This window comes from Rouxiella aceris (assembly GCF_012933545.1).
In the GTDB taxonomy this organism is placed as follows: domain Bacteria; phylum Pseudomonadota; class Gammaproteobacteria; order Enterobacterales; family Enterobacteriaceae; genus Rouxiella; species Rouxiella aceris.
The window spans coordinates 102,970-120,849 of record NZ_JAADJU010000009.1; the positions used below are offsets into that span (position 1 = coordinate 102,970).

Here is a 17,880-nt window from a genome sequence, read left to right on the forward strand (position 1 = left end):
AGCCACTCTCTTCTAACAATGTGTTTTGTCCGTTGTGTCACGATGCAGTCAGTGCATTGGCACGGCGGTATTCGCCCAGTCGGTTACCGAGGTAAAAGGCCAGTAAACTGAGCAGCAACGACGGAACAATAGGGTGTAAACCTGCAATATGCAGATCGATGCTGGCCAACAGGGTATAACAAACCGCGCCCACGATCATCGAGCAGAGTGCGCCAGTGGCATTGGCCCGTTCCCAGTAAAGCCCGAGTACCAGCGGCCAGAGGAAGACGGCTTCCAGCCCGCCAAAGGCCAGCAGGTTAAGCCAGATAATCATCTCTGGCGGCCGCCAGGCAGCCAGCAGCACCAGCAGGCCCAGTATCAGGGTAGCCAGGCTGGAAAAACGCTTGAGCAGGCGCTCGTTGCGCATTTGCGCCGGTCTGACCCCGAGATAGAGATCTTTGACGATGGTGGCAGAAGACTGCAACAGTTGGGCGTTGATGGTCGACATAATGGCGGCCATTGGCGCGGCGAGGAAAATCCCGGCGGCAAACGGCGGCAATACGCTGATCATCAAGGTCGGGATCACCTGATCGGGGATCTTCAGATTGGGCAAAATAGCCCGGCCCAACGCGCCGGAAAGATGCATACCAAACATCAGTACCGCGACCACCAGCGTACCCAGCACAATGCCGCGATGTACCGCTTTACTGTCGCGATAAGAGATGCAGCGCACCGCGGTATGCGGCAAGCCAATCACCCCAAAGCACACCAGCACCCAGAACGAGGCCATAAACGGCAGCGACAGCACGTCCCCTGCGCCCTGTACCGACACCAGTTTTGGATCAATTTGCTGTAGCTTGCTCACTGCACTATGCAGACCGCCCGCCGCGTGGATCACCGCCACCAGTAACAGTATTGTGCCCAGTAACATCACCAGACCCTGCATGGCATCGTTCAATACGCTGGCCCGAAAACCGCCAAAGGCGGTATAGAGCGCAATACTGACGCCAAAAATCAGCAGCCCGGTGTCGTAAGGAATGCCCGCTGCGGTTTCCAACAGGCGTGCACCGCCGATAAACTGCACCGTCATGGCACCCAGAAAGGCCACCAGCAGACTGAGGCTGGCCAGCCAGACCAACAGACGGCTTTGATAGCGGGCGTAGAGCATATCGTTCAGGGTCACCGCATTGTAGCGCCGCGCCAGGATGGCGAATTTTTTGCCCAGCACGCCGAGGGACAGCCATACCGCCGGTAACTGGATCATCGACAGTAATACCCAGCCCAGCCCGTACTTATAGGCAGCACCCGGTCCGCCAATAAAGGAGCTGGCGCTGATATAGGTGGCCGTCAGGGTCATGGCCAGCACAAAGCCGCCCATCGAGCGGTTACCGAGAAAATACTCGGTGAGAAAATTGCCCTGTTGCCGGCGGGTATAGGCAAAAACCGACAAGCCAAACACCAGCAGCAAATAGGCAATTAGCGGCAGCAATACTTCAGTCTGCATGATGATCCTCCAGCGGAATATCGCGATAGATCACCCGCACCATCAGCCAGCTCAGCAGCACAAAAATCAGCGGAACCAGCAGGCAGGACATTTCAAACCAGTGGGGCAGGCCGGTAATTCCGGGGGTATCTCCCGGCAAATAGGCTGCCAACGACCAGGCCAACAGGTAGGCTAACGTCAGACCAAAAGCCCAGCGCGCTTCGCGGTTGGCTTGTAAAAAGCGCTTGTCCACATGCACTCCTCAGACGAAAAAAAGGCCGGAATATCCGGCCTCAGACTGCTGACAAAGTCCATTATTAGGGAGAGTGCACCGTTGGGGTCGTAGCGGGCTTGCCCGCCGGAGCGCCCCTAGGTGTGCTATGCCCGGGTATCTCGATCATCAAGACGACTTTGTCATCAAACTCAGGCCGGAATATCCGGCCTTGTTATTACCCTTATGCCTCTGTTGTCGCCGCAGCAACGCCAGTGGCTTGGGGGTTATTGCAGCGTCTTACTTTTCCTGCAAGCCGAGTTTTTTCTCCAGATAGTGGATATTGGTGCCACCATGCTGGAAATTCTCGTCGTTCATAATGCGTAATTGCAGCTCAACGTTGGTTTTAATGCCATCGATGATCAGTTCTGCCAACGCATTTTTCATACGGGCAATCGCCACATCACGGTTTTCACCGTAAGCGATCAGTTTGCCGATCATGGAATCATAGTACGGAGGCACAGTGTAGCCCGCGTAGATATGGGATTCCCAGCGCACGCCAAAACCACCAGGCGCATGGAAGCGGGTGATCTTGCCAGGGCTTGGCAGGAAGTTGTTCGGGTCTTCGGCGTTGATACGACATTCAACGGCGTGTCCCTGAACACGGACTTCTTCTTGCTTGATTGACAAAGGCTGACCAGCGGCAATACGCAGCTGCTCTTTGATTAAGTCAACGCCGGTGATCATCTCGGTAACCGGATGTTCAACCTGAATACGGGTGTTCATTTCAATGAAATAGAACTCGCCGTTTTCATACAGGAACTCGAAGGTACCTGCGCCGCGATAACCGATATCCACACAGGCCTTGGAGCAACGCTCACCGATATAACGACGCATTTCTGCGGTGATACCCGGTGCTGGCGCTTCTTCGACAACTTTCTGGTGGCGGCGCTGCATGGAGCAGTCGCGTTCCGCCAGATAGATGGCGCTACCCTGACCGTCAGCCAATACCTGTACTTCGATATGGCGTGGGTTCTCCAGGTATTTTTCCATATAAACCATGTCGTTGTTAAAAGCCGCTTTGGCTTCGGCACGCGTCATGTTAATGGATTCTTCCAGGTCTTTCTCGTGGCGTACTACGCGCATACCGCGACCGCCGCCGCCGCCGGAGGCTTTGATGATCACCGGATAACCAATGCGCTTACCGAAAGCGCGGTTTTTATCCATATCATCGCCCAACGGGCCGTCAGAGCCTGGTACGCAAGGAACACCGGCTTTTTTCATGGCACTGATTGCAGAAACTTTATCACCCATCAGGCGAATGGTTTCGGCACGTGGACCGATGAAAATAAAGCCCGAACGCTCAACTTGTTCTGCAAAGTCGGCGTTTTCGGACAGGAAGCCGTACCCAGGGTGGATCGCTACTGCGCCAGTAATTTCAGCGGCAGAGATGATCGCCGGGATATTCAAATAGCTTTTTACTGAAGGTGCCGGGCCGATACAGACGGTTTCGTCTGCCAGCAGCACGTGTTTCAAGTCGCGATCGGCGGTCGAGTGAACAGCGACAGTCTTGATGCCTAATTCTTTACAGGCACGCAAAATACGCAGAGCAATCTCACCGCGGTTAGCGATAACAATTTTATCTACCATGGTACGCCTCGTTATTCGATGACGACCAGCGGCTCGTCGAACTCAACCGGCTGGCCGCTCTCTACCAGAATGGCTTTAACCACACCAGATTTGTCTGCTTCGATTTGGTTCATCATCTTCATCGCTTCAACGATGCACAGGGTGTCGCCTGCGGTGACTTTCTGACCGATTTCGATGAATGCCTTGGCATCCGGGCTTGGGGTACGGTAGAAGGTCCCAACCATTGGTGAACGCACAATGTGTCCACTGATGGCCGCAGGCGCCGCTTCCACAGGTGCCGCCGGGGCAACCGCAGTGGCCAGTGCCTGCTGTGGTGCTGGCATAGCATAAGCTTGTTGCATCATCGGATAAGCTGGTGCAGGTGCTGCGCGGCTGATGCGAACTGACTCTTCACCTTCAGAAATTTCCAGTTCGGAGATGCCTGATTCTTCAACCAGTTCGATCAGTTTCTTGATTTTACGAATATCCATGGATGTGATTCCGTACTCTTATGCGAAGTAATTAGTGGGTTTTTGACAAGCGATTAATCGCTGCCTGTAAAGCAAAATGGTAGCCATCTGCGCCAAGTCCGCAGATAACGCCCACCGCAATGTCGGAAAGATAAGAATGGTGTCGGAACGTTTCGCGAGCATGGACGTTAGACAGATGGATCTCGATAAACGGGATCTGCACTGCCAACAATGCGTCACGAAGCGCCACGCTGGTATGGGTAAAGGCTGCGGGATTGATCAAAATAAAATCCGTATTCCCCCGTGCCTGATGGATCCTGTCTATCAGGAGGTGCTCTGCATTAGACTGCAGATGGCTTAACGCCACGTTGGCCGCGTCAGCCTGCTGTTCCAAACCTTTAACAATATCGTTAAGCGTAGTGTTTCCGTAGGTCTCCGGCTCACGGGTTCCCAGCAGATTCAGATTGGGACCGTTTAGAAGCAAAATGTCAAACTTGTGCGTCATTGTGAGCCTATCTCCGGCAATTAGACCAAGATTGTAGAAAATACCCTGATGTCACCAATTTGTCACCTATTTCACAACAAAACTCGCCGACCTTTTCAAGGGAAGTCGGGCATTATAATGATATCGTGGCAATTCGCAGCTAAATACTGGTCTTATCAGCGAAGATAATCAACCCTCAGTTTGCAACTGAGGGTAAGAGTAATCGGATTATGCGCAGTGGCACACAGTACAGCAGCAGTGATTAGCTTAGCCACTGGCGGAATTTTTTGTAGCGAAAAGCTAACAAGATCGCGGCAATTAGCACATAAATGAAGGGTTGCGGCGAGAAAGTCTTTACCGACCACAGATAATGGATCGGCGCGAGGATGGCCACAAGATAGATGCCATTGTGCAGTATCTGCCATTTACTTGCCAGCTTGCGCTGCGACCAGCGCGTCGAAGTCGCCGCCAACAGCAGCAAAATCAACCAACTGATAATCCCCAGCGTCAGATAGGGGCGCGACAGCAACTCGCTGCCCAGCAGGCGCAGATTGTTGATCCCCAATTCAAGGAAGGAGTAGCTGAGCAGGTGCAGAGTGCCCCAGGCAAAACACCATAAACCCACCAGGCGGCGCACGCGGATCAGCAGTGGCTGTTTGCCATAGCGCACCAGCGGGGTGATCGCCAGCGTGGCGAGCAGCAGTTTCAAGGTCATACGTCCGGTAAAATGCTGGATATCTTTTGCCGGATCGGCGCTGAACCACCCCTGGTTAATGGACAACAAAATCCATAAAAATGGCAAAAATGCCGCCAGGTGGATAATGACTTTAAGCCAGGTGATCTGTTTAAGCGTCAAACGCTGCATAATCGGGTGCTGTCCTTATCAGGTACGTGAGCCTTGCCGACCGGCAGCAAGGCGTGGAGCGTAACAGGGGGAAAGTCCTGCTTATCTAGTAGTTTGCCCGCAGGTCCATGCCACGATATAAATGGGCGACGTCTTTTTCATAACCGTTGAACATCAGCGTGGGTTGACGTTGCACGTCGAGCAACCCACCTGCACCGATAAAACGTTCACTGGCCTGTGACCAGCGCGGGTGATCCACCTGCGGGTTCACATTGGCATAGAAGCCGTATTCATTGGCGGCAATCTGATTCCAGGTGGTGGGCGGCTGATCTTTTACCAGACGAATATGCACAATGGCTTTAATGCCCTTAAAACCATATTTCCACGGCACGGTCAGGCGAATCGGTGCGCCATTTTGCGGTGGCATGGTTTTGCCATACAGCCCGACCGACAGCAGCGCCAGCGGATTCATCGCCTCATCAATACGTAATCCTTCGACATAAGGGTAATTCAGGCCACCGCCGATAAAGCGATCTTTCTGTCCCGGCATATGTTCAGGATCATATAAGGTAGTAAAGGCGACATAGCGCGCATCACTGGTCGGTTCGACCAGATTCAGCAGTGCACTGAGCGGAAAGCCGATCCATGGCACCACCATTGACCAGGCTTCTACGCAGCGCATACGATAAATACGTTGTTCCAGCGGGAAGCGCTTGAGGATGTCATCCATATCCAGCGTCATCGGTTTGCCGACTTCACCATCGATGGTAATTTTCCATGGCGTGGTAGGCAGTTGGCCGGCGTTGGCTGCCGGGTCGGCTTTATCCAGTCCAAACTCATAATAGTTGTTGTAGCCGGTGACTTTGTCTTCTGGCGTTAACGGCAGCGTCGCCTGGTACATGGCGGGCTGGCTAAATTGCAGAGCTTTGCCGGCCGGGGCTTTCGGACGATCGTGACCTTTAAACCAGGAAAGTACATCAGCCTGCGCGGAGGCAGGCAGTGCCAGCGCCGCAGCGCCCAGGCCGAGCGCCTGCAACACTTTGCGGCGATCGTAGAAGATACTTTCCGGGGTGACATCCGCTTCGGTCAAACTGTTTTTATGGCTCATGACATGCTCCAGGAAATGAATCTTGTATCCGCTAAAACCCATGACCCGGGTTAGCGTTGCTGGAAATTCGGACTTTGCTTAACTCAAGCATGGCGTGAAATGAGATGTTTGGCGAGATGCCGCGGGAAAATACGAAATTTCGCAGAGCCGGTCAGCGTTTAAGGCCCGTCAGGGGAATGGCCCACAATTCGCAATCTATTAACTATCGGCTTGATATACTGCCTGGATAATAGGGATGACCCGTAAATCGCGCTGACCGCACATTGTTTTAAGAATTTTAAGTCGAAAGCTACCGGTAGAGGGCCTATTGTGTTTTATAGTAGCAGGCTTATTTTTATACCCCTCATATTTCAGATTGCAGACATGTGTTGACCCTGGGGATCACTCCAGTTACCGACACCCTTAATGCGTGCTTTGACACGTCGTTCTGCACTGGAAAATCCAATGGGTATAGGCAGAGCATTCACCACCCACACCAGGGCTTGCGGTTTTGCTCTCTATTTACCAAGTGAACCGAGTAAGGCACAGGGATGCGATTTACTACCAGACTGTATGCAATGATTTCAATGCTGATTGCCCTCACCGTGTTTTTAATGCTGGTGGGCATGACTTTTAGCTTTGTCTTTCTGAATAAACAAAATGCCGAGCAACATCTGCGTGCCTTGTCGACCACCGTCGATCAACGCCTGTTGCTCCAGCCCCCGTCATCGTTGCAAGAGTGGTTGCCTGCGGTGATGAATCAACTGGACATCAAACAGCTGCAACTGCATGCCCATCACCTGGAAGTCTACCGCCACGATAACGCGCCCAATAATGGCAGCGCCTGGGACAACAGCTATCCCGACTTTATTACTCAGACTTTGCCGTTGCTGCATCATCCCGATATGCATTTGCAAGTGGTGTATCTCGATCCGGTCAGCAGCTATGGCCGTTCGCTACGAACCACCTTGTATATCAGTGCCGCTATTTTGCTGATTATCCTGGCGACGCTGGGCAGTTTTCGCTGGTTGCGGCTGCAAACTGCCGGTCTTGAGCGACTGGAAGATCGTGCCATGCGGATTTTGCGCGGTGAACGGGACAGCCTGCCGCTGGGGGATGCCCATGAGTGGCCGGTGCAGACCAGTGCCGCCGTCGATAAACTGCTGGTTGACCTGAGCGAAGCGCGCGAACAACGCAGCCGCGTTGACACCCTGATCCGCGCCTTTGCGCAGCAGGATGCCAAAACCGGTTTGAGCAATCGCCTGTTTTTTGATAATCAGCTGGCCACCGAACTGGAAGAAGAGGGGGCACACGGCATTTTGATGCTTATCCGCTTACCGGACTTTGATACGCTGCGTGATATCCATGGCCAAGGGCCGGTCAAAGAGCTGATGTCGGCGATGGTCAATTTACTCTCCACCTTCGTGATGCGTTATACCTCGGCGCTGCTGGCGCGTTATTACCACAGTGATTTTGCCGTGTTATTGCCGCACCGCACCCTGAAAGAGGCTGAGGTGATGGCGGCCCAGCTGGTCAATGCGGTGGGGGTGCTGCCCACCATGTCGATTATCGATCGTGACGCCCTGCTAAATATTGGGATCAGCACTTATCGCTCTGGTCAGACGCTGGAACAGGTAATGGATAATGCCGAGCAGGCCACGCGCCATGCCGCTTTCCAGGGCAGTAACGGCTGGTCGGTCTATGACAGCAAAGTGCCGGAAAAAGGGCGCGGCAGCGTAAAATGGCGCACCTTGCTGGAAAACACTTTGGCGCGCGGCGGACCGCGGCTTTATCAAAAACCGGCAATGAACAAAGCCGGAGTGCTGGATCACCGCGAAGTGCAGCGGCGCATTTTTGACGGCGACCGCGAATTGCTGGCGGCGGAGTTTATGCCGCTGGTGACCCAGTTTGGCCTGTCGCAAAGTTTCGACCGCCGCATGATCGCTCAGATTATTCCTTTACTGGCACAGTGGCCGGATGAGACGCTGGCCTTTCACCTTACCGTTGATTCATTATTGCAGCGCTCGTTTGTCCGCTGGTTGCGTGATGTTTTGCTGCAATGTGAGAAAAAACAGAGAAATCGCATTCTGATTGAACTTGCCGAGGCCGATCTCTGTCAACATACCGACCGCTTGCGTCCGGCGTTGCGATTATTGCAGGGATTGGGGTGTCGACTGGCAGTTTCGCAGGCTGGACTGACGGTAGTCAGTACCTCCTATCTGAAAATCTTCCCGGTCGAGCGCGTCAAATTGCATCCCGGATTGGTCAGGGATATTGATAAGCGGGTTGAAAATCAGCTATTTGTACAAAGTTTATTGAGCGCCTGTCAGGGGACGCAAGCCAAGGTTTACGCCTCCGGTGTGCGCACGATGGATGAGTGGCTTATCTTGTTGGAAAAAGGAATTCACGGCGGTCAGGGTGATTTTTTTGCTACGCCAGCGGTCATTGACCCGGTCGGTAAAAAATATTCACACAACCATGAGGTTTAAACTGATCGCAACAGGAAAATTTAACGTAGAATGGCGCAGCCCCACCATTTGACACTTTCGGGGCAGCCTGTATCAGTACGTTATTGGACCTTGTGTGCTGAGTAATGCCAGGTAAAGTGTAAGAATTTATGTGCGATGTTCATAACTTGACGGGTGCCTGAGTGCGTTAAGCTGAGTCTCTGGTTCAGGTTTCCACCGCAGTGTATTTAATCACCACGTTAAGCGGCGAACATCGCTGACAATTTTCACCGAAGCAGAAGGTTTTTGCGCCTTGTCGCTGCTTCGTGTGGTTGGTAAAGTAGGCGGATTTTATTTTCCGCCCCCAGCTTGCAGGATTATCCTTTCGTTATGTTTAAGAAATTTCGCGGCATGTTTTCCAACGACTTGTCCATCGACCTGGGTACTGCCAATACCCTTATATATGTAAAAGGACAAGGCATCGTGTTGAATGAGCCATCTGTTGTGGCTATTCGACAGGATCGTGCTGGTTCACCTAAAAGCGTTGCGGCCGTGGGCCACGATGCAAAACAGATGCTTGGGCGTACCCCAGGTAATATCGCAGCCATTCGTCCCATGAAAGACGGCGTTATTGCCGACTTCTTTGTCACCGAAAAAATGCTGCAACACTTTATCAAACAGGTTCACAGCAACAGCTTTATGCGCCCAAGTCCGCGCGTATTGGTGTGTGTGCCCGTGGGTGCCACCCAGGTTGAGCGTCGTGCGATCCGTGAATCTGCACAAGGTGCTGGCGCGCGCGAAGTCTTCCTGATTGAAGAACCTATGGCTGCGGCAATCGGTGCAGGTTTACCTGTTTCTGAAGCGACCGGCTCCATGGTTGTTGATATCGGTGGTGGTACCACAGAAGTGGCAGTGATTTCTCTGAACGGCGTGGTCTATTCCTCTTCCGTTCGCATTGGTGGTGACCGTTTCGATGAAGCGATCATTAATTATGTACGCCGTAACTATGGCTCACTGATTGGTGAAGCAACTGCCGAGCGTATCAAACACGGCATCGGTTCTGCTTATCCAGGCGATGAAGTGCACGAAATTGAAGTACGTGGCCGTAACCTTGCAGAAGGTGTTCCACGTGGTTTCACCCTCAACTCTAACGAAATTCTGGAAGCCCTGCAGGAGCCGTTGACCGGCATCGTCAGTGCGGTCATGGTTGCGTTGGAGCAGTGCCCGCCAGAATTGGCTTCTGATATCTCTGAACGCGGTATGGTTCTGACCGGTGGTGGCGCATTGCTGCGTAACCTCGATCGCCTGCTGATGGAAGAGACCGGTATTCCGGTGGTAGTAGCAGAAGACCCACTGACTTGTGTTGCACGCGGTGGTGGTAAGGCGCTGGAAATGATCGACATGCACGGCGGCGACTTATTTAGTGAAGAATAGTTTCGGTGAAGAGTAGTTTCAGCGAAAAACTGTTGTAGTGAAGACTAGCCTGCCGCGGAAAAAGGCTGCCTGAATGGCGGAGCCTGCAGTGCCGAGTTTGTAGTCTGTGAATGGATTGCAATCTACTACTTGATCCCATAAGGGCGTCAGGTAGTGGGTGCGATCCTGTTCGGCTATATGCTTTGCCAATAGGTGATAGCCATACCCCAGCCTCTTGATGATAACAGGTATAGTCTTTCGCTCAGATCGGCTGAAACCTTCTGTTGCCGAGGAACTCGCATATTTTATGAAGCCTATTTTTAGCAGAGGCCCGTCTCTGCAGTTGCGACTTTTTTTGGCTATTCTTACAGCCATCGTCCTGATTTTTGCCGACAGTAAAGTGGGTACGTTCGTTAAGATCCGCACCTATATGGATACTGCCGTCAGTCCCTTCTATTTCTTGTCCAACGCGCCAAGAGAATTTCTTGATAACGTGTCTCAGACTTTTGCCTCCCGGCAACAGCTTGATCTGGAAAACCGCGCCCTGCGTCAGGAGCTGCTGTTGAAAAACAGCGATCTGCTGCTGCTTGGCCAGTTTAAACAGGAAAACGCCCGTCTGCGCGAATTGCTGGGCTCACCGCTGCGTCAGGACGAGCATAAAATGGTGGCTCAGGTGTTGTCGACCAGCAACGATCCCTACAGCGATCAGGTAGTGATTGATAAAGGCAGCAACACCGGCGTTTACGTTGGCCAGCCGGTGATCAGTGATAAAGGCGTAGTTGGGCAAGTGGTAGCCGTCGGCGCGGTGACCAGTCGTGTGCTGCTGATTTGTGACGCCTCCCATGCCATCCCAATTCAGGTGCTGCGCAACGATATTCGCGTCATTGCGGCCGGTAGCGGCTGTGCTGACGATCTGCTGCTGGAACATTTACCCAGCAATACCGATATCCGCGTTGGTGATGTCCTGGTCACCTCGGGTCTGGGCGGTCGTTTTCCGGAAGGTTATCCGGTGGCGGTGGTCTCATCGGTAAAAGTGGATAACCAGCGGGCGTATAGCGTGATCCAGGCGCGACCTACAGCCGGACTGCAACGTTTACGCTATCTGCTGCTGCTGTGGGGGGCCGATCGCAACGGTGATAAACCCATGTCGCCAGAGGAAGTGCATCGCATTGCCAATGAACGTCTGATGCAGATGATGCCTCAGGTATTACCGCCTCCGGGTGAGATGGGGCCGCCTGCGCCAGCAACAGGTGCAGCAACCGCGCCGGTTTCTCCCTCTGCCAGTCCGGGCGGCAGACAATGAACGGCTATCGGAGCCATGGACGCTGGATAATTTGGCTATCCTTTGTGATAGCCATGTTGTTGCAGGTGATGCCCTGGCCTGAGCAGCTGTATATGTTCCGGCCTTCCTGGTTAATGCTGATCCTGATCTACTGGGTGATGGCATTACCGCACCGGGTTAACGTCGGCACCGGCTTTGTGGTCGGTTTTATGATGGATCTGGTGTTGGGCTCGACGCTGGGCATTCGTGCGCTGGCGCTGGCGATCACCGCCTATCTGGTGGCGTTTAAATTTCAGCTGTTCCGTAATATGGCGCTCTGGCAGCAGGCGCTGATCGTGATGCTGATTTCGCTGGCGGTCAACGTGATTGTCTTTTGGGCCGAATTTTTGATCGTTAACGTCTCTTTCCGACCGCAGATTTTCTGGAGCAGTCTGGTGGATGGCGTACTTTGGCCGTGGCTGTTTTTGCTGATGCGAAAAATCCGCCGTCAGTTTGCCGTACAATAAGGGCGTTATGACTTTACTTTATCTTGCCTCGGGTTCGCCGCGTCGTCGTGAATTATTAACGATGCTGGAGTTACCTTTCGAACGTCTGGTAACCGAGGTCGCCGAGGAGCGTCAGCCGGGTGAAGCTCCCGACGTTTATGTACAACGCCTGGCGCTGGATAAAGCCAAAGCGGGCGTTGGCGTGGCGCCCAAAGACTTGCCGGTCCTCGGCGCAGATACTATTGTGGTACTCGATGATCGCGTACTGGAAAAACCTGCCGATGTGGCGCAGGCAGCTGAAATGTTGGCGGCGTTATCCGGCCGACAGCATCAGGTGATGACGGCGATTGCCTTTGCCGATGCAAAACAGCATCTTACTGCTTTGGTTGTGACAGACGTCACTTTCCGCAGTCTGTCATCAGAAGATATTCAGCACTATATTTCCAGCGGTGAGCCCATGGATAAAGCAGGGGCATACGGTATTCAAGGAATGGGCGGTTGTTTCGTCCGAGAGATTCGCGGCAGTTACTATGCGGTAGTTGGACTTCCTCTGGTAGAGACTCAGGAACTGTACAGTAATTTTGTTGCATTACGCGTTCTTAGGAGAAAGCATGACGGCTGAATTACTGGTCAACGTTACCCCGTCAGAAACAAGGGTGGCATATATTGACGGTGGCATCTTGCAAGAGATCCACGTAGAACGAGAAGCAAAACGGGGTATTGCCGGCAATATTTATAAAGGTCGCGTCAGCCGTGTGTTGCCCGGTATGCAGGCGGCTTTTGTCGATATCGGTCTGGAAAAGGCGGCTTTTCTCCATGCCTCCGACATTATGCCGCACACCGAGTGCGTTGCCCGCGATGAACAGAAAAACTTCAATGTCCGTGACATTGTCGAGCTGGTTCATCAGGGACAGGATCTGATGGTGCAGGTCGTAAAAGATCCCCTGGGTACCAAGGGTGCCCGCCTGACCACCGATATTACGCTGCCCTCCCGCTATCTGGTCTTTATGCCGGATGCCTCCCATGTCGGCGTGTCACAGCGCATAGAAAGCGAAGTCGAACGCGAGCGGTTAAAGCGCATTGTCTCCGCCTACTGCGATGAGCAGGGTGGCTATATTATCCGCACTGCCGCCGAAGGGGTCAGAGAGGAAGAGCTGTCTCAGGACGCTGCCTATCTGAAGCGCCTATGGACCAAGGTGATGGAGCGTAAGCGTCGCAATGTCACCAAGTGCAAACTCTATGGCGAACTGGCGCTGGCGCACCGCATTTTGCGTGACTTTGCCGGACAGGCGCTGGACCGTATTCGCGTCGACTCGCGCCTGACCTATGAGCTGCTGGTTGAGTTCACCAGCGAATATATGCCCGAGATGACCGAAAAGCTCGAGCACTATAACGGCAGGCAGCCTATTTTCGATCTCTACGACGTTGAAAACGAAATTCAGCGCGCGTTGGAGCGAAAAGTCGAACTGAAATCTGGCGGTTATCTGATTATCGATCAGACTGAAGCCATGACCACCATTGATATCAATACCGGTGCCTTTGTCGGACACCGCAATCTGGAAGAGACCATCTTCAATACCAATACCGAAGCGACTCAGGCCATTGCCCGTCAACTTCGGCTACGGAATTTGGGCGGCATTATCATTATTGATTTTATTGATATGGCCAATGAGGATCACCGCCGCCGCGTACTGCACTCACTGGAGCAGGCGCTTTCAAAAGATCGTGTTAAAACCGGCATCCACGGCTTCTCTGCGCTGGGTCTGGTGGAAATGACCCGCAAAAGAACCCGCGAAAGTGTGGAACATGTTCTGTGTAGCGATTGTCCAACCTGCCATGGTCGCGGCACGGTAAAAACCGTGGAAACCGTGTGCTATGAGATCCTGCGCGAAATTGTGCGGGTTCATCATGCCTATGATGCGGACAGATTTTTGGTCTACGCCTCGGTTGCCGTAGGGGATGCCTTGAAAAGCGAAGAGTCCCATGCGCTGGCTGAAGTTGAAATATTCGTTGGCAAACAAGTGAAAGTCCAGATAGAACCTTTATACAGCCAGGAACAGTTTGACGTTGTCATGATGTAGATCCCAGAATTAACTGGTTATTTAACGCCGGTTTTTAACGTAGGATCGTCTTGTGTAAGCAATGTTAACTGAGGTGTCGGGATCTCCGAGCGGTTCGGTTGGACAAACGAATAATTTCAAAGGAGAGAAGAGTGAGGCGACTGCCCGGGATACTGTTAACCAGTTGTGCGACGATAGTGGTGATCGTCGCGTTGGCGATCAGTGGTTTGCGTCTGGCACTGCCTCAGCTTAATCGTTTCCAGCAGCCTATTGTCGATAAAATTCAGGCGCTGACCGGCGTACCGGTCAGCCTGTCCCAGGTACAGGGTAGCTGGCAGACCTTTGGTCCCACGCTGGAAGTCAAAAATCTGTCGGTGGCCTTGCCGGACTCTTCCTGGAAAGTCGAACGCATCACGCTGGCACTGGATGTCTGGCAGTCGCTGGTTCATCTGCGCTGGCAGTTTCGCGATCTCACCTTCTACAATCTCCAGCTCGATTTGAACTCGACCCTTGGCGATGGCAATCATCAAGGCAATATCCTCGAACCTAATCGTATCAGCGATATATTCCTCAAGCAGGTTGACCATTTTGACCTGCGCGACAGCCGCATTACCTTCCTGACCCCTTCTGGCCCGCGCGCAGAATTCGATATTCAGCAGATGACCTGGCTTAACTCGCCCAATCGCCATCGTGCCGAAGGTCAGTTGGGATTATCGAGTTTTAACGGCCAGCACGGCGTGGTTCAGCTGCGTATGGATCTTAACGATAATGACGGCCTGCTCAATGACGGCAAAATCTATTTGCAGGCTGACGATATTGATATGAAGCCGTGGTTCAGCCGCTGGCTGCGCAGCAATACCGGCCTGGAAAGTGCCAATTTCAGTCTGGCTGCCTGGCTGACCGTGCGTGATGGCCAGGTATTTGGCGGAGATGTGCAAGTCAAAAAAGGCGAAGCCGTCTGGCATGTTGACGACCAGCCGCACCGTCTGGATGTTGATAACCTGACCTTGCACGGTGAGCGTCAGGGTAATGGCTGGCAGATTGCCACCCCGCAGTTGAATTTGAAAACCGATGGTCAGGCTTGGGCTCCGGGAGCGTTAACCGCGCTCTATCTGCCGGAAAACGGCGTTACCAGCAACAGCTCGTCACCCGTCACCCAGGCGGAAGAACTGCGCCTGCGGGGGAGCAATATCCAACTGGAAAGAATTGGCCCGCTGATCCCGACAATTTCCTTCCTGACACCGACGCTGCTGGAACGCTGGAAAGATCTGCAGCCCACCGGCACCCTCGATACGCTGGCCCTGGATATTCCCCTTAAACAACCAGAACAGACGCGCTTTAATCTTAAATGGCATGATGTCAGTTGGCAGCGCTGGGCGCTGTTGCCCGGCGTGAATCATTTGGCCGGCAGTCTCAGCGGCAGCGTGCCGCGCGGGCAGTTACGCATCAATTTGCAGGACAGCCAGTTGCCTTATGGCGAGATGTTCCGTGCCGCGCTAGAGATCAGCCAGGCCAGCGGTACCTTTGACTGGAGCAGTAACGACAGCGGCTGGTCGCTGTGGTCGCAGGACGTGGATGTCAAAGCCAAGGGGCTGTGGGCCAGCGGTGGTTTTGACTATAACCAACCGGCAAACGGTCAGCCGTGGCTAAAAATTGTCTCGGGGATCCGCCTTTACGACGCCGGCCAGGCCTGGCGTTATTTCCCCGAACCGCTGATGAGTAAAAAATTGGTGGATTATCTTAGTTCGGCGATCCAGGCCGGGCAGGTGGATAATGCCACCCTCAGCTTTAACGGTAATCCGCAAGACTTTCCGTTCCGCCATAACGAAGGGCAGTTTGAAGTCTGGGTACCGTTACGCCATGCAACCTTCCAGTTCCAGCCGGACTGGCCAGCCTTGACCGATCTGGGTATTGATCTGGATTTCCTTAATGAAGGCTTGTTTATGAAGGCGCCACACACCCTGCTCGGTAAGGTGTCTGGCAATAACATTGAGGCGGATATCCCCGACTATCTGCAAGAAAAGCTGCTTATCGATGCCGATATTGCCGGTGAGGGCAGCGATGTCGGCAGCTATTTTATGCAAACACCGCTGCACAATACGCTGGGGTCAGCGCTGCAGCAACTGCAGATTGGTGGTCCAGTTAGTGGGCGTTTACATCTTGATATCCCATTGAACGGCAAAGAGGTTCGTGCCACCGGCAATGTCAACCTGCATGACAACACGCTGTTTATCAAGCCACTGGACAACACCTTTAAGCAGCTCAATGGGCAGTTCAGCTATGATAATGGCAATCTGAGCAGTAATGCCCTGACGGCCACCTTGTTTGATCAACCGGTAAATATCAACTTTAAAACCGCTGAACAGCCTGATAACTATGCTATTCAGGTGGCCCTTGACGGCGACTGGCAGCCAGCAAAACTGGCGGGGCTGCCTAAAGGCATCGCCGAAAAGGTAGCGGGCACCGCCAGCTGGAAAAGCGATATCGCTATTTCACTACCGCATAAAGGCTCGCCGACTTACCAGGTTACCGTGGATGCCGACCTGAAAAATGTGAGCAGTCACTTACCTCAGCCGCTCAATAAAGAGGCGGGTCATGCATTGCCGCTCAGCGTTAATGCGCAGGGCGATCTGCGCAGTTTCACTCTCAGCGGGGTATTGGCCGGCAAGGATCGCTTTAATAGCCGCTGGTTGCTGGGCAAGCAGTTGACCCTCGACCGGGCATCGTGGCAAGCCAACGTAACGAAAACGCCTCCTTTGCCTGACAGCAGCAGCCTGACCCTGCATTTGCCAGCGCTGGACGGAGAGAATTGGCTGGGACTGTTTTCGTCAGATAAATCGTCATCGTCAGAAACCGGCAAGCTGACCGAGTTTGGCTTCCCGCATCAAATTATTCTTACTACGCCACGCCTGACGCTGGCGGGGCAGGCATGGAATGATCTGACCCTCAGCTCTACCCAGGATGAAGGTGGCATGCACGTCACCGCCAAAGGCAAAGAGATTGATGGCATTCTCGATATGAACAATCGGGGTCCGTGGCTGGCAAACTTGCGCTATCTCTACTTTAATCCGCAGTGGCCAGCGCGAACTGCCAGCACTTCGGCTGCCGACGGTAGCACGCCCGCCAACCGCATCTCTTTTGCCAGCTGGCCAGCTCTTGATCTGCGCTGCGAAGCCTGCTGGTTTATGGGACAAAGTTTCCGCAAAGTCTATGCTGACCTGCAACCACAGGGCGATCAACTGATCTTGCGTAACGGCCTGGTGGATACCGGTGAGGGCCGCCTGGATATTCAGGGCGACTGGAAACAGGATGCACAAGCTGGTGATAGCACGGCGCTGAAGGGAAAACTCAGCGGTAAAAATATCGATCGCGCCATGTCCTTCCTGGGCGTCACCACGCCGCTAAAAGGGGCCCCTTTTGATCTCGATTTCGATTTGCACTGGAAAGATGTGCCTTGGCGACCAGATGTCAAAACCCTTAACGGCACCATGAAAAATCAATTTGGCAAAGGCGAAATCACCAATCTTGGCGGCGGTCGCGCCGGACAGTTGCTGCGACTGGTCAGTTTTGATGCGCTGTTACGCAAGCTGCAGCTTGATTTCCGAGATACCTTTGGCCAGAGCTTTTATTTCGATTCCATTAAATCTACCGCCTGGATCAAGGACGGCGTGATCCATACCAACGATCTGTTGGTCGATGGCCTGGCCGCCGATATTGCCATTAACGGCGAGGTCAATCTGGTCGATCAGCGGCTGAATCTCGAGGCGGTAATTGCGCCAGAGATTTCCGCCACCGTCGGGGTTGCGACGGCCTTTGCCATCAACCCGATTGTTGGCGCGGCGGTGTTTGCTGCCAGTAAGGCTTTGGCACCGCTGTGGAATAAGATCTCACTGATCCGCTATCAGATTGATGGCACCATTGAGCAGCCCAATATTCATGAAGTTTTGCGGCAATCGAAAAGCGACAATAAAACCCTGCAGGCGACACCGGGCCATTAGCATCAGGC

General features: G+C 53.3%; 14 protein-coding genes. 7 read left to right on the top strand and 7 right to left on the bottom strand.

Translation table 11 applies throughout. The features are described 5' to 3' along the window. Window positions 1-37 precede the first annotated feature (37 nt). The 7 genes from panF to msrP all read right to left on the bottom strand — a co-directional run bounded on the left by panF (window position 38) and on the right by msrP (window position 6,208). Window positions 38-1,483: a sodium/pantothenate symporter gene (panF, locus tag GW590_RS17070; RefSeq protein WP_169404283.1), complete on the bottom strand. Its 1,446-nt coding sequence runs from the start codon at window positions 1,481-1,483 to the stop codon at window positions 38-40. Then, window positions 1,473-1,715 (bottom strand): YhdT family protein, encoded by a 243-nt coding sequence (locus GW590_RS17075; protein ID WP_169404284.1) that lies wholly within the window; start codon window positions 1,713-1,715, stop codon window positions 1,473-1,475. The genes panF and GW590_RS17075 overlap by 11 nt, the downstream gene beginning before the upstream one ends. A 258-nt stretch (window positions 1,716-1,973) precedes the next feature. Beyond that, window positions 1,974-3,323, bottom strand: a complete 1,350-nt coding sequence (gene accC, locus GW590_RS17080) for an acetyl-CoA carboxylase biotin carboxylase subunit (RefSeq protein WP_169404285.1) — start codon at window positions 3,321-3,323, stop codon at window positions 1,974-1,976. A gap of 11 nt (window positions 3,324-3,334) precedes the next feature. Next, window positions 3,335-3,793, bottom strand: a complete 459-nt coding sequence (accB, locus tag GW590_RS17085) for an acetyl-CoA carboxylase biotin carboxyl carrier protein (protein WP_169404286.1) — start codon at window positions 3,791-3,793, stop codon at window positions 3,335-3,337. Between the two features lie 31 nt (window positions 3,794-3,824). Further along, complete coding sequence (gene aroQ, locus GW590_RS17090) at window positions 3,825-4,277, bottom strand: type II 3-dehydroquinate dehydratase (protein WP_169404287.1); 453 nt, start codon at window positions 4,275-4,277, stop codon at window positions 3,825-3,827. 241 nt (window positions 4,278-4,518) lie between these two features. Beyond that, entirely contained in the window at window positions 4,519-5,121 is a 603-nt protein-coding gene (msrQ, locus tag GW590_RS17095) for a protein-methionine-sulfoxide reductase heme-binding subunit MsrQ (RefSeq protein WP_169404288.1), read from the bottom strand. Window positions 5,122-5,206: 85 nt separating this feature from the next. Next, a complete protein-coding gene (gene msrP / locus GW590_RS17100) occupies window positions 5,207-6,208 on the bottom strand; it encodes a protein-methionine-sulfoxide reductase catalytic subunit MsrP (RefSeq protein WP_169404289.1) in 1,002 nt (333 codons plus the stop codon). A 530-nt stretch (window positions 6,209-6,738) separates the two neighbouring features. Between msrP and csrD the strand changes: the two genes are divergently transcribed. The 7 genes from csrD to yhdP all read left to right on the top strand — a co-directional run bounded on the left by csrD (window position 6,739) and on the right by yhdP (window position 17,872). Continuing rightward, window positions 6,739-8,676 carry an RNase E specificity factor CsrD gene (gene csrD, locus GW590_RS17105; protein WP_169404290.1) on the top strand — a complete coding sequence of 646 codons (1,938 nt, stop codon included), beginning with the start codon at window positions 6,739-6,741 and terminating at the stop codon, window positions 8,674-8,676. Between the two features lie 348 nt (window positions 8,677-9,024). Further along, complete coding sequence (gene mreB / locus GW590_RS17110) at window positions 9,025-10,068, top strand: rod shape-determining protein MreB (RefSeq protein WP_007891976.1); 1,044 nt, start codon at window positions 9,025-9,027, stop codon at window positions 10,066-10,068. A gap of 286 nt (window positions 10,069-10,354) precedes the next feature. Further along, entirely contained in the window at window positions 10,355-11,350 is a 996-nt protein-coding gene (gene mreC / locus GW590_RS17115) for a rod shape-determining protein MreC (RefSeq protein WP_169404291.1), read from the top strand. Further along, the gene (gene mreD, locus GW590_RS17120) at window positions 11,347-11,835 is read left to right on the top strand and encodes a rod shape-determining protein MreD (protein ID WP_169404292.1); all 489 of its coding nucleotides are present in this window, start codon (window positions 11,347-11,349) and stop codon (window positions 11,833-11,835) included. Before mreC ends, mreD begins: the two co-directional genes overlap by 4 nt. Before the next feature lie 7 nt (window positions 11,836-11,842). Continuing rightward, window positions 11,843-12,436, top strand: a complete 594-nt coding sequence (locus tag GW590_RS17125) for a Maf family protein (protein ID WP_169404293.1) — start codon at window positions 11,843-11,845, stop codon at window positions 12,434-12,436. Beyond that, a complete protein-coding gene (rng, locus tag GW590_RS17130; protein WP_169404294.1) occupies window positions 12,426-13,895 on the top strand; it encodes a ribonuclease G in 1,470 nt (489 codons plus the stop codon). Before GW590_RS17125 ends, rng begins: the two co-directional genes overlap by 11 nt. A gap of 131 nt (window positions 13,896-14,026) precedes the next feature. Continuing rightward, a complete protein-coding gene (gene yhdP / locus GW590_RS17135; protein WP_169404295.1) occupies window positions 14,027-17,872 on the top strand; it encodes an AsmA2 domain-containing protein YhdP in 3,846 nt (1,281 codons plus the stop codon). The last annotated feature ends 8 nt before the right edge of the window (window positions 17,873-17,880 follow it).